The organism is Klebsiella sp. RC2, assembly GCF_014192815.1.
In the GTDB taxonomy this organism is placed as follows: domain Bacteria; phylum Pseudomonadota; class Gammaproteobacteria; order Enterobacterales; family Enterobacteriaceae; genus Klebsiella; species Klebsiella variicola.
Map to the genome: position 1 here is coordinate 277,455 of NZ_JACHYL010000007.1, position 12,161 is coordinate 289,615.

At 56.1% G+C, this 12,161-nt stretch carries 11 protein-coding genes; 3 read left to right on the top strand and 8 right to left on the bottom strand.

What is annotated here, in order from left to right; genetic code table 11:
• Window positions 1–87 precede the first annotated feature (87 nt).
• Complete coding sequence (locus FHW76_RS21415; protein WP_004177812.1) at window positions 88–399, top strand: DUF485 domain-containing protein; 312 nt, start codon at window positions 88–90, stop codon at window positions 397–399.
• Window positions 399–2,051, top strand: coding sequence for a cation/acetate symporter ActP (gene actP, locus FHW76_RS21420; RefSeq protein ID WP_024623073.1), 1,653 nt, complete (start codon window positions 399–401; stop codon window positions 2,049–2,051). Before FHW76_RS21415 ends, actP begins: the two co-directional genes overlap by 1 nt.
• A gap of 54 nt (window positions 2,052–2,105) precedes the next feature.
• Here actP and FHW76_RS21425 read toward each other — a convergent pair whose 3' ends face one another.
• From FHW76_RS21425 to FHW76_RS21455, 7 genes are all read right to left on the bottom strand, one after another.
• On the bottom strand, window positions 2,106–3,203 hold the full coding sequence (locus FHW76_RS21425; RefSeq protein ID WP_038422004.1) for a type 1 fimbrial protein: 1,098 nt from the start codon (window positions 3,201–3,203) through the stop codon (window positions 2,106–2,108).
• 19 nt (window positions 3,204–3,222) lie between these two features.
• Window positions 3,223–3,774, bottom strand: coding sequence for a fimbrial protein (locus FHW76_RS21430; protein ID WP_032701148.1), 552 nt, complete (start codon window positions 3,772–3,774; stop codon window positions 3,223–3,225).
• Window positions 3,775–3,810: 36 nt separating this feature from the next.
• On the bottom strand, window positions 3,811–6,390 hold the full coding sequence (locus FHW76_RS21435; protein ID WP_032731720.1) for a fimbria/pilus outer membrane usher protein: 2,580 nt from the start codon (window positions 6,388–6,390) through the stop codon (window positions 3,811–3,813).
• Window positions 6,344–7,033, bottom strand: coding sequence for a fimbrial assembly chaperone (locus tag FHW76_RS21440; RefSeq protein WP_032691118.1), 690 nt, complete (start codon window positions 7,031–7,033; stop codon window positions 6,344–6,346). Before FHW76_RS21440 ends, FHW76_RS21435 begins: the two co-directional genes overlap by 47 nt.
• A gap of 60 nt (window positions 7,034–7,093) precedes the next feature.
• A complete protein-coding gene (locus FHW76_RS21445; protein WP_074442684.1) occupies window positions 7,094–7,651 on the bottom strand; it encodes a fimbrial protein in 558 nt (185 codons plus the stop codon).
• A gap of 510 nt (window positions 7,652–8,161) precedes the next feature.
• Window positions 8,162–8,851 carry an LrgB family protein gene (locus FHW76_RS21450; protein WP_012969151.1) on the bottom strand — a complete coding sequence of 230 codons (690 nt, stop codon included), beginning with the start codon at window positions 8,849–8,851 and terminating at the stop codon, window positions 8,162–8,164.
• Window positions 8,848–9,255, bottom strand: coding sequence for a CidA/LrgA family protein (locus FHW76_RS21455; RefSeq protein WP_022065207.1), 408 nt, complete (start codon window positions 9,253–9,255; stop codon window positions 8,848–8,850). Before FHW76_RS21455 ends, FHW76_RS21450 begins: the two co-directional genes overlap by 4 nt.
• Window positions 9,256–9,360: 105 nt before the next feature.
• Here FHW76_RS21455 and FHW76_RS21460 point away from each other — a divergent pair, with 105 nt between their 5' ends.
• On the top strand, window positions 9,361–10,242 hold the full coding sequence (locus FHW76_RS21460) for a LysR family transcriptional regulator (protein ID WP_008807271.1): 882 nt from the start codon (window positions 9,361–9,363) through the stop codon (window positions 10,240–10,242).
• A 162-nt stretch (window positions 10,243–10,404) separates the two neighbouring features.
• Here the strand turns inward: FHW76_RS21460 and FHW76_RS21465 are convergent, their stop codons facing one another.
• Window positions 10,405–12,051, bottom strand: a complete 1,647-nt coding sequence (locus tag FHW76_RS21465) for a Na+/H+ antiporter (protein WP_012543172.1) — start codon at window positions 12,049–12,051, stop codon at window positions 10,405–10,407.
• Window positions 12,052–12,161 lie beyond the last annotated feature (110 nt).

Consider the following 12,161-nt stretch of genomic DNA (forward strand, 5'->3'; position numbering starts at 1 on the left):
CCGTATCCCGGCTCCATCGCCGGAGGGGTTGCTGTCGCCAGCGTCCGCTGAGTGGATGACGAAAGGGAGACCTCTGGAGACGCTAAGATGAATGAACAACTTTGTCAGCGGATAGAAAATAGTGCGCATTTCAGGGAGTTAGTTGCATCACGGCAACGGTTTGCCGCCATTCTGTCAGTGATTATGTTAGTGATCTACGTGGGCTTTATTTTGCTTATCGCCTTCGCGCCCGGCTGGCTCGGCACTCCGCTGCACGCCGGTACCAGCGTCACCCGCGGGATCCCGCTCGGCATTGGCGTGATCGTCATTTCGTTTATCCTGACCGGTATTTATGTCTGGCGGGCCAATGGTGAATTCGACCGTTTGACCAAGAGCGTTCTCAACGAGGTAAAAGCATGATCAAGAGAGTCCTGACGGCGCTCGCCGCCACGCTGCTACCCCTCGGCGCTCACGCGGCAGACGCCATTACCGGCGCGGTACAGCGCCAGCCGACCAACTGGCAGGCGATTGTCATGTTCCTGATTTTCGTCGCCCTGACGCTTTACATCACCTACTGGGCCTCAAAACGGGTACGTTCGCGCAGCGATTATTATACCGCCGGCGGCAATATTACTGGCTTCCAGAACGGGCTGGCGATTGCCGGCGACTTTATGTCGGCAGCGTCGTTCCTCGGTATTTCCGCGCTGGTGTATACCTCAGGCTACGACGGCCTGATCTACTCGCTGGGCTTTCTCGTCGGCTGGCCGATTATCCTGTTTCTGATTGCCGAACGACTGCGCAACCTTGGCCGCTATACCTTTGCTGACGTCGCTTCATACCGCCTGAAGCAGGGGCCGATCCGCACCCTCTCCGCCTGCGGATCGCTGGTGGTGGTGGCGCTGTATCTGATCGCGCAGATGGTGGGCGCCGGCAAGCTGATCCAGCTGCTGTTCGGCCTCAATTACCATGTCGCCGTGGTGCTGGTTGGCGTACTGATGGTGCTCTATGTCCTGTTCGGCGGCATGCTGGCAACCACCTGGGTGCAGATTATTAAAGCGGTTCTGCTGCTGTGCGGCGCCAGCTTTATGGCCTTTATGGTCATGAAGCACGTCGGCTTCAGCTTCAATAACCTGTTTACCGAGGCGATGGCCGTCCATCCGAAAGGGGCGGCGATTATGAGTCCCGGCGGACTGGTGAAAGATCCGATATCAGCGCTCTCTCTGGGTCTGGGTCTGATGTTCGGTACCGCCGGCCTGCCGCATATTCTGATGCGCTTCTTTACCGTGAGCGATGCCAAAGAAGCGCGTAAAAGCGTCTTCTACGCCACCGGTTTTATGGGCTATTTCTATATCCTGACCTTTATTATCGGCTTCGGCGCCATCATGCTGGTCGGCGCGAACCCGGCGTTTAAAGACGCGGCCGGACAGCTTATCGGCGGCAATAACATGGCGGCGGTGCATCTGGCGGATGCGGTGGGGGGCAATCTGTTCCTCGGCTTTATCTCCGCGGTCGCTTTCGCCACTATCCTGGCGGTGGTGGCTGGCCTGACGCTCGCCGGCGCCTCAGCGGTGTCGCACGACCTGTACGCCAACGTCTTCCGCAAGGGCGCGACCGAGCGTCAGGAGCTGAAGGTCTCCAAGATCACCGTGCTGATCCTCGGGGTGGTGGCCATTCTGCTGGGTATTCTGTTTGAAAATCAGAACATCGCTTTCATGGTCGGCCTGGCCTTCTCCATTGCCGCCAGCTGTAACTTCCCGATTATTCTGCTGTCGATGTACTGGTCGAAGCTGACCACCCGCGGCGCGATGGTCGGCGGCTGGCTGGGCCTGCTGACTGCGGTCATTCTGATGATCCTCGGCCCGACCATTTGGGTGCAGATCCTCGGCCATGAGAAAGCGCTGTTCCCGTATGAATATCCGGCGCTGTTCTCCATCGCCATCGCGTTCATCGGTATCTGGGTCTTCTCCGCCACCGATAACTCACCGGAAGGGATGCGCGAGCGCGAGCAGTTCCGCGCCCAGTTTATCCGTTCACAAACCGGGATCGGTATCGAACGCGGCCAGGCGCATTAATCGTTCTCTCCCCTTCCCCGGCGCCGTCCGGAGAAGGGGTTCCCCCCCGACCTCTTAGTTATAGGTTAAGGTGATCACCCCGGTGGCGTTTGCCGAACCCGCGGTCACCGCGCTCCCCGTCTTGTAATAGTTAGTGGATAAGGCAAGCGTCTGCATGGCCGCGGCCCCGCCTGGGCTGTCGGGGTTGGTGAAATAGCTATAGCTGGCATCCGCGCCGCTGTTGGTCACCGTCGTGCGGCTCGAGGTATAGAGGCTGATATCGGTATTTAACGGCAGCGCTTCGCCATCCATATTCAACTGAACCCCCACCCCGGTGGCAACATTCTCCTCTGCCGTTAAGGCTATCACCGTGTTGCCAGGGTTATCCCCACTCGCTTGCGCCGCCGCCACCCGCATCGAAACGTTGGTTCCCGGCTCGCAGGCAAGGGTCAGGGACTGCCGCGCGTTCCCCACCTTCGTCGCGGTGTTGAACTCGCTGGCATTGATGCTGCCCATGGCAAAACTGAGATTATTGCTACCGACAATACACCCCATCGGGATCATCTGGATGCTGGTGGTGCCGCTGATGTGCAGCCGGGAAATGGAGAGCGTCGCCTTACTATCCTTCGCCGAAACCGTAGCCACCGGATCGCTGAACGATAATTGACTGTTGCTGGCGATAGCGCCGCCGGTGGCCACCAGCTGCAGCTGATATGCCGGGGTGTAATGGGTCGAGGCATAATAATCAAACAGGCCGGTGGGCTTACCGAGATAGTAATTCACATCGCCGATATAATGCACCTGCGAGTCGGGGCTGAAATCATCGGTATCACCGTCATATTCACCGCTGATATTGAGCCACACCTTGACGCGGAGGCCGATCCCCTGCACCGAGGTGGCATAGATATTATCCCCTATCAGCGACCCGGCATTGTTCGAGGACCAGGCAAACACCGCGTAGGTGCTTCCCTCGCAGTTAATCAGCTCCGTTTGCGCGCGGGTAATTTTCCCCGAGTCATACAGCACGGTGCCCGCGGTGTAGCTCCCGGCGTTGACCAGAATCTTTTCCGGCAAGTTAGTCATCGAGACATCGCCATAGTTGGTTCCCGTGCAGGCCGCCCAGCTATAGAGGGGACACAGTACCAGCATGAACAAGAAGATCAGTTTTTTCATACCCATCCCTGTCGAAACGTTATTTGTAAGCCACATCGAACGTGGCGGTAAAGCCGACAATCCCCGGCCTTACCTGGCCATAGGGCGAAAACATGCGTGCTACCATATTGAAGATATGGACGTCGGCACGGCCACCAAAGGTATAAAGATACTGGTCGCCAGGCCCGAGGGGCTGCTGATCGGCAAGAGTGAGAAGTTGCATACCGACGCCGCTGGCCCCGTCGCTGCCTGTGCGGAAGTTTTTATAAACCGAGGTGTAAGTGTTATCGAATTTTGCTCCGCTAAATGCGATGGTTACCGCCGACGCATCGGCGGAACAACTGGAAAAGACCAGCTTAACCGGCACGCTGGCGCCGCTCGACCCGGCATTTCCGGAGAACGTCTGCGAGGAGACGGTGCCTAAATCGATACTGTTCGACGGTTCCACTGCCACCTCGCAGGAAGGCGCTTCGATGGTGCCCGTGACGTTAAAATTGACCGTGCTGCTGCCTTCATAAGCCAGCGCCGGAAGGGAGAGCAGCAAAAGGCTGGCCACCAGGATGCCCCTTGTGCTGCCGTCTCGCATATTCATATCAGCCCCTTCTTCCATGTTGAAAACCTGCATCCATTACCGGCATTCGGCCTGATAGAACAGAATATCGTCGCCAAGAGCCATGCTGGAGAAGTCGTAATGAACGGTGCACTGCTCACTGCTTTTCTCCCCCCAGCGCGCTAACAGCTGGCCTTTTTTCTGCAGCCCCGTGAGATACACCTGCCCCTCATCGCCGACAATATTGCTGCGCGCCGCGCTGGCGCGATCATTATCAAGGGTCACCAGCGCGCCGAAAGGCACCACACCGTTGCGAGTACGCAGGGTGAGCATCGCCTTATAGCCAATTCGGGTGTCATACTGCACTTTGACGATTGCATTGCGCGTTGGGACCACCGTTCTGGCGACGTTATCCACCTCGGCGCCAGCCATCTGCTGTTCATCCAGCGCCAGGCTGTTGCGATGGTAAGGGCGAACATACGGTACGACGGCATACCCGGCGGCATCCGTCGTCACGTTGGTCTGGCCCTGCACCCGCACATCGCTGACGCCGGGCGTTTCGATCAGTGCAGCACTCTCACCCAGAAAGCGCGACAGCGTGAGCCCGCCCGCGTGAGCAACCATGCCGCCGCGCAGCGAATAATTGTAGTGATTGCTGTAGTGGTCGTAGCCATAGCCGCCGGCGACATCGCCTTTTGCTCCCTGATAATTGACGCTGAGGTTGCCGGAGGTGCTCTTATCCTGGGTATTGTAACCCTCCTGGAGACTCCAGTTGAGAGAGCGATCCTCGAACGCCGAGCCATTGAGCCCCACGCTGTGCGTGGTGTCGTTATGCCGACCATGGTTCAAGGTGTAATTCGCCGAGAGCGTCTCGCCAAGCGGGATGCTTAGCGTCAGGGAGACGATGGTATCGCTGGCCGGCCGGTTATTGCCGCTGTCATCGGTACTTTGCACATTGCGGTTATAGGAATAGTTAATAAAGTAGGAGGCCTTGCCAATCGACCCGCTATAGCCCACGCCTACCGACTCCATGCGCGAGCTGTCCCAATAGGTTTCATTGACCAGCGAAAGCGAGAGCGAACCATAGCCAAACAGCGTCTGCGACAGCGAAGCGTCAAACCGGCCTTTCGTTCTGCCGCTCTGCGTACAGCAGTCGCGCTGCGTGGAGGCGTTATCGACAAAATCCTGAAACGAATAGTATCCCGCGGTGGAGTAGCGATAGCCGGCCACGGAAAAGCTGGTGCCCGTCTGCAGAAAGCTTTTGCTGAAGCGGACGCGATACGATTGCCCCTGTTCTTTGCGGGTTGACGAGGCCGTATCGCTGGTTTTCACGTCGGCCCACGACTGAGAGCCGTCAAACGACAGCGCGCCGATGGTGCCAAGGTTAAAGCCAGCGCCTAACAGCAGGTTGGTGTATTTATCTTCCGCCTGCTGAAAGCCGGTATAGAGAGTAAAGTTACTGGTGGCGCCATAGGCCAGGGAAGACTGAATAAAGTTGTATTCTTTATCGTCGGAGCTGCCTGAGCGCGTCCTGCCGCTGCTCAGCGCATAGTCCAGTTGGCCCTCGCGCTGCAGGACCGCCAGCGAGGCAAAAGGCACCACAAAGTTTTGCTCGCTGCCGTCAGACTCTTTAACGGTGACGTACAGATCGCCGGCGCTGCCGGTGGCATACAGATCGTTAATCTCAAAGGCGCCGGGAGCGACGGTGGTTTTATAAATGCTGTAACCATTCTGATAAACCGAGACCTCCGCGGTGGTGCGCGCGATCCCTCGAATCGTCGGCGCAAAGCCATGCAGGCTATCCGGCAGCATCTCTTTGTCCGAACTGAGCTGCAGGCCGGTAAAGCTCACACTGTCGAAGATGCCGGAAGAGGTATAGGTATTACCGACCACCAGCTGACTGCGCAGGGTATGAATATCGCGGGCAAGGTACGAGTAAACCGACTCCCAGCGGCTGCTGTTGTCGCTGTGGCTATAGGTGCTGTAGTTGCGCAGACGCCATGGCCCCAGATTCACCCCAGGCTGCAGGCTAACAAACTGGCTGTCTACGGTCGCGCCATTATGCCGCGGCGCATTGCGCTGCCCGGTGACACTATAGTTGAGAAGACCGGCGTTGATCCCCTGCTGCCACTGGCTCTCCGGTATATAGTCTCTTGGGCGATTCAGCATCGCGGCCTGCGGCACGGTAAAATCGATTCGCTGTTGGGCAAGAGACACCGAAAATGTCATCCCGGGGATCGCCGACAGCCGGGCGCAGGTTTCCCCTGCCGCGAACAGCTGGGGATAGGCGGTGGTATTAATCAACCACGAATTCAGATACTCCGCGGAAAGACAGGGAGAAGCGGTCGCGCCTGCGTCATGGCCAATTTCCTGAAAGGTCAGCGATTCTGAACTGACATACTTATCATTGATGTAAACATCCAGATGATAGGTGCCCGGCGGTACGCCATCTTGCGAAAAATAGGACAGATCCACCGAAGCCGCAGGATCCTCGGCGACTTCGAGTAAATTCGGGTTGAAATATTCACCGGCCTCAGCGCGAGAAGACAAGGTACTCAGGCACAAAACAATAGCGACGCAGATACTTTTGGTTGAAAACAGTAGCTCAACGCTACTGAATGATAGCGGTATATTTCTTCCCTGACATACCATAATCATTAATCACGCTCCATGTGATCTCTTTTTTCCCTGTCGCGGACAAGGTACTCTGCACGGGTATTTTTAAAGTAGAAAATGGGGCAGCAAACCATGCGCCAGAAATATTTTTCCCGTTAAGGCTAACCTGGGAAAAATTCATATACAGCGGTGAGTTATTTTTTACCGTCACCGAGTCCCCCGCTTTTCCCCACTGTAATTTTTCGGCATACGATTCCGGTGTATTGCCTTTTAACGCGGCAGGTCGATAAATCAATTTTATTTTCGAGTTGATGGCAAACTGCACCACATTTTTATCCGGGACATATTCCGTTGCCGGGATCCCTTTGATATTGAGCCAAAACATCGACTCGCGATCGTCGGGTAATTTTTTTCCTGAGCGGACAACGCGCACGAATCCTTTCTCTCCGGCTTTGAGACGGAACAGCGGCGGCGTAATAATAAACGCGTCTTTGGCTGGCGACGCGGCATCCACCACCGAGAGCCAGGACTGGACGATATTGCTGCTCTGATCTTTATTCTCAACCGTGATGACGGCGTTGTTTTTCGCACCATCAAACACCAGACGCGTGCCGCCCACGACCACGCTGGCTTGCGCAATAGAGGAAGACAGCAAAAAACCGACCACAAAAAAAGGATATCTCATACGTTTAATTAAAGGGGAATAGCAGACGATTCCCCTTTCTCCATTCAACAAAACGCCGAATTAATAATAAGTCACGTTATAAGTCACAGTTGTCTGAACGGTACCTTTCGTCGGATCGGTATCACCCGACTTCACCATTTTAACGGTGAATGGAATGGTTGCGGCACCGGAAGAAATATCGACATCCGAACCCTCTTCATTATTCTTCATCACCTTACCCGCTTCGTCGAAAAGGGCCACAGCAACACCGGTTGCCGGCTCATCAGTCGCCTGGTTTTTAAAATAATCGCTGTTCGCGGTATCGGAAACACCGCCAAAAGTGACGCGAGCGATGCTGTTGCCACCGTCTTCCGCGGTCGGGCAATCGGCTAAGCTAAAGGAGAAGTTCTTGGCAGCGCCGAAGGTATACGCTTTCAGATCCGCCACTGAGGTGGTGCCCATATCAATAGCCGTTACGCCGCCGTCAATGGTCGCCGTACAGGTCGTATCGGAAACAACTCCATTAAAAGTAATGGTGTTATCGGCCTGAGCAACGGTAGACAGCACGCTGCAGGCAGAGAAAATCAGGGCACCCGCCAGAATTTTTTTACTCATCTTCATATTTATTCCCATATCCATTATAAACGACAATCAGTCCGTCAATTGTTTTATGCAGATATATTAGAGAATGAATTTGCATCCGCGCGGCGTCACATACACATTTACGTGACATATGATTTATGATAATTAATATTATACATAAATAAACGACCAGCATTTGAATCCATTCAATAATACAAGCCCGCGTAAAAAGAATAACGAACAGAGGGTAAAAGCTCAATTATTAATGTAAAAATTGATTTTTAAACAAATCGCCTTAAAAAATGAGAAAAATAAGATGAAGTTCCTTTGAAATCATAGCGATACAAACTTATAAAATTCTTAGAGATAATAAAAAGCCTATACATCATTCGCAATATAATTAGATCAGTATTGATTATGAAATATTTAGTTACAAAGAGAGGATGGTAATAAGAATTGCCTTAATCTTTTCTGATGACCAATAACCGGCATAAACAAAAAGGGGCGAAAATAGTTCACAACTATTCCGCCCCTCAATATTTCATAACAACCGGTTACACGAGAACGCTAAAACAGCAGCCAGCGCACTAACGGCGCCGCCAGCACCACCACTACGCCAGACAGCATCATCACCAGGCTGGCCACCACGCCCTCCTGCTGGCCCAGCTCATAGGAGCGCGCCGTCCCGGCACCATGGGAAGCAGCACCGAACCCGGCTCCTTTCGCCATCCCTTCCCGGATAGCCAGGCGTAAAAACAGCATATCCCCCACCGCCATGCCAAAGACGCCGGTGATCACCACAAACAGCGCCACCAGATCGGGCTGACCACCGAGCGGTTTCGCCGCCGCCAGCGCAAAGGGCGTGGTCACCGAGCGCACCGCCAGGCTGCGCTGGATTTCATCAGACAACATCAATCCGCGCGCCAGCCATACGGAGCTGGTCACCGCCACCACCACCGCCGTTACCACCCCGGCGCTGAGCGACATCCAGTGGCGTTTGATCACCGCGACATTTTCATAGACCGGGACGGCAAAGGCGATGGTGGCGGGGCCCAGCAGCCACAGCAGCCAGTGGGTCTCTCCCATATAGCTCTGATAAGAGATATGGCCCAGCACCAGGATCAGCACCAGCAGGATCGGCGTGAACACCAGCGGCATCAGCGGCAGTTTATGAAAACGGCGATACAGTTTTTTATTGGCGTAATAGAGACCCAGCGTCGCCACCAGACACAGGACGCTCAGCATGACATCATTCATTTTTTTAGCCGGCTCACTTCGTAACGGTAAACCCTGTCGACGACCCAGGCCGTCGCGCCCAGCACCATCAGCGTGCTTAAGGCAATGACCAGGAAAATCCGCCAGCCATCAACCATCAGCAGCTGGGTATAATTGACCACCGCGACCACCGCCGGGACGAAAAACAGCAGCATCTCCGCCAGCAGCCAGCGGGCGCCGGCGCGAACCCAGCTCAGGGGGATCACCCGGCAGACGATCAGCAGCAGGAGCATCACCATGCCGACCAGGTTAGCCGGCAGGGGTACCTGCCACCTGTTCACCAGATATTGCGCAAAAATAAATAACCCGACATAAAGAAGCACCTGCAGCGGGATTTGAAGACGCTGCGCCACGGCGGGGGCTACGCGAGCTGGCGCGAAGGCCATGAGCGATATTCCTGAAAAAAAGAAGTCAGGGGTGCAGTATAGAGAGCCGCCGAAGCGGACAGAAATGAATTAAAATCATCGCAGGTATAGTCTCAGGGAATAATTATGGATATCCGAACGCTGCGCTATTTCGTTGAAGTGGTTCGTCAGCAGAGTTTTACTCGCGCGGCGGAAAAGCTGTTCGTCACACAGCCCACCATCAGCAAGATGCTCAAAAATCTCGAAGATGAACTGAACTGCACGCTGTTGATCCGCGATGGCCGTAAACTGCTGCTCACCGATACCGGGCGCGTTGTTTTTGAACGCGGCCAGGCGATCCTTGGCGAGTTCAGCCAGCTGGAGTCAGAACTGAGCGATATCAACCACCTGCATAAAGGGGTGCTGCGGCTTGGCATTCCACCGATGGTCGGAATGCTGATGGCGGAGCCGATCAGCCGCTTCCGCGAGCGCTACCCGGGCGTCGAGCTGAAAATCGCCGAGTTTGGCGGCCTGACGGTCCAGCAGGCGGTCAGCAACGGCGAGCTCGATATGGCGATGACCGCCCTGCCCATCGAAGAGGGTAGCCACCTCACCACCCTGCCGTTGTTCAACCACCCGCTGTGCGTCCTGACGCCAAGAACCGCGCCGTGGGAGGGCGTGACCTCGCTCTCGCCGGCCGAGCTGGCGGCGTATCCGCTGGTCATCTACAACGAAGAATTTGCCCTCAGCCAGCAGCTGATGCGCCTGTTTACCGAGCATGACGTAAAGCCGCGTATCGCGGTGCGCAGCGGCCAGTGGGATTTTCTCGCCGCGATGGTGCAGGCCGGCATTGGCGTGGCGATCCTGCCCGAGCCGATTTGCCAGCGTCTCGACCCGCAGAACTTTTGCTGGATCCCATTGCAAAGCGAGCTGCGCTGGGAGCTGGGGATGATTTGGCGGGAGGGCGTGTATATGTCGCGCAGCGCTGAGGCCTGGCTGGCGTGCAGTAAAGCGTTCTGGCTGGAATAATTCCCTGGTGACAACGCGTTTCACAGAGGAATGGGTAACCCGGGTCAGGCGCTTGCGCCGCTGCCCGGGTTTCCCCCGGTCGCGCTAACGCTTACCGGGGCGACACATTTACTGCAGTCTCGCCAGTAGCCCGAATAAGCGTCGCGCTATCCGGATTACAGGTTATTGATCTTCGATTAACAGCGCTTCCAGCAGGTCGAGATCGTGCAGCAGCTTCTGCAGCGTCTCGTTACTGATCTGCCGGGTGGCGCGCAGGTGATACAGCTCTCCGCGTTCAGAGCGCAGCGCCGCCAGGCGGAAGCGACGCTCCAGACTCTCCTCCAGCATAGAGGTTTCCACGTCGTTACGACCATCGACGCGGCGGCGCAGGTTACCGATCACCCGCGAACTGACTTCGGTCAGCAGCTGGTTATCGATATTCTCTTTGGTATCTGCCGCCAGCCGCTCTTCCATCTTCTGGATCGCCACAATCGCCACGTCTGCCGTCGCTGCGCGCGCCAGCCGTTCCTCTTTCCGCTGCTGCACGTTGTCACTGGATTCAATGTGGCGCAGCAGGATCGGCAGCGCTATCACCCCGACGAACAGCGAGAACAGGATCACCCCGGCGGCGAGGAAAATCAGCTCATAGCGCGCCGGGAAAACATTCCCGTCCGGCAGCAACAGCGGAATCGAGAGCACACCGGCGAGGGTAATCGCCCCGCGCACCCCGGCCACAGAGGAGATCAGCAGCTCGCGGGTGGTCCAGGAGCCAAACTCCATCGGTTTCTTCTTCAGGAAGCGCTGACTAAGCTTACGCATCGACCAAAGCCAGCCAAAACGCACCAGCATCAGCGCGGCATAGATCAGGATGATGTCGGTAAACAGCATCCAGGTCTCGACGTTGGGGTCAGCTTCCGCCGCCACCAGCGAGCTGGAGAGGATATCCGGCAGCTGCAGGCCCAACAGCAGGAAGACCATGCCGTTGAAGACAAATTCCAGCATCGCCCAGGTGCTGTTGGCGCGCAGACGCATGGCCAGCGGCGCGGTACGCATCACGCCGGAACGGGTGATGGTCATCCCCGCCGCCACCGCCGCCAGGATACCGGAGACACCGATATGTTCGGCAATCAGATAGGAGGCAAACGGCAGCAGGAACAGCAGGACAATCTGCGTGGCGGGTTCATCCCCGCCCCAGCGGCTGAGGAAACGCATCGAACGGCCATACGACCAGCTCACCACAAACCCGGCCAGCACGCCGCCGATCGCCACCTTCAGAAATTCTACGGTCGCGCCGCCAACGGTAAAGACCATAGTGCCCATCGCCACCGCGACGGCAAACTTGAGCGAAACCAGACCAGAGGCGTCGTTCATTAACGCCTCCCCCTGCAGAATGCCCATGATTTTTTTCGGTATCCGCCCTTCCCCGACGATGCCGGAGAGCGCCACGGCATCGGTCGGCGAGAGTACGGCCGCCAGCGCGAACGCCGGGATCAGCGGAATGCCAGGCACAATCCAGTAGATCAGAAAGCCGATGCCGACCACCGTCACGACGACCAGCGCCAGCGCCAGACCAAGGATCTCCCGCCCGTGTTCAATAAACTCACGGGTCGGCGTTTTCCAGCCGTCGGCGAACAGCAGCGGCGGGATAAACAGGACCAGAAACAGCTCTGGATCAAATTCAACGTGCAAACCGAAGGTCGGCCATGCCAGAAGCGCGCCAATGGCGATTTGCATCAGTGGGAGTGGAACCTGAAAGGGCAGTACACGCGTCACTACCCCGGACAGTGAGACCACGAGGGTCATGATGAGGATGGTAAAGAATATTTCCATGTGTTCCCTGTTTGCTGCGTTTTCTTTTATACCTGTGAGGCGTCGTGCCTGTGAATCATACGCTACCCAGATTAACGCAAATGGAAACAGGATGTGGCTTAAAAATAAAA

What these genes read in the sequence shown, in the direction of transcription:
- FHW76_RS21430 (WP_032701148.1), bottom strand. Translation starts at nt 3,774, where the DNA reads ATGAATATGCGAGACGGCAGCACAAGGGGCATCCTGGTGGCCAGCCTT.
- FHW76_RS21425 (WP_038422004.1), bottom strand. Translation starts at nt 3,203, where the DNA reads ATGAAAAAACTGATCTTCTTGTTCATGCTGGTACTGTGTCCCCTCTAT.
- FHW76_RS21435 (WP_032731720.1), bottom strand. Translation starts at nt 6,390, where the DNA reads ATGATTATGGTATGTCAGGGAAGAAATATACCGCTATCATTCAGTAGC.
- FHW76_RS21460 (WP_008807271.1), top strand. Translation starts at nt 9,361, where the DNA reads ATGGATATCCGAACGCTGCGCTATTTCGTTGAAGTGGTTCGTCAGCAG.
- FHW76_RS21450 (WP_012969151.1), bottom strand. Translation starts at nt 8,851, where the DNA reads ATGAATGATGTCATGCTGAGCGTCCTGTGTCTGGTGGCGACGCTGGGT.
- FHW76_RS21455 (WP_022065207.1), bottom strand. Translation starts at nt 9,255, where the DNA reads ATGGCCTTCGCGCCAGCTCGCGTAGCCCCCGCCGTGGCGCAGCGTCTT.
- FHW76_RS21440 (WP_032691118.1), bottom strand. Translation starts at nt 7,033, where the DNA reads ATGAGATATCCTTTTTTTGTGGTCGGTTTTTTGCTGTCTTCCTCTATT.
- FHW76_RS21465 (WP_012543172.1), bottom strand. Translation starts at nt 12,051, where the DNA reads ATGGAAATATTCTTTACCATCCTCATCATGACCCTCGTGGTCTCACTG.
- FHW76_RS21415 (WP_004177812.1), top strand. Translation starts at nt 88, where the DNA reads ATGAATGAACAACTTTGTCAGCGGATAGAAAATAGTGCGCATTTCAGG.
- FHW76_RS21445 (WP_074442684.1), bottom strand. Translation starts at nt 7,651, where the DNA reads ATGGATATGGGAATAAATATGAAGATGAGTAAAAAAATTCTGGCGGGT.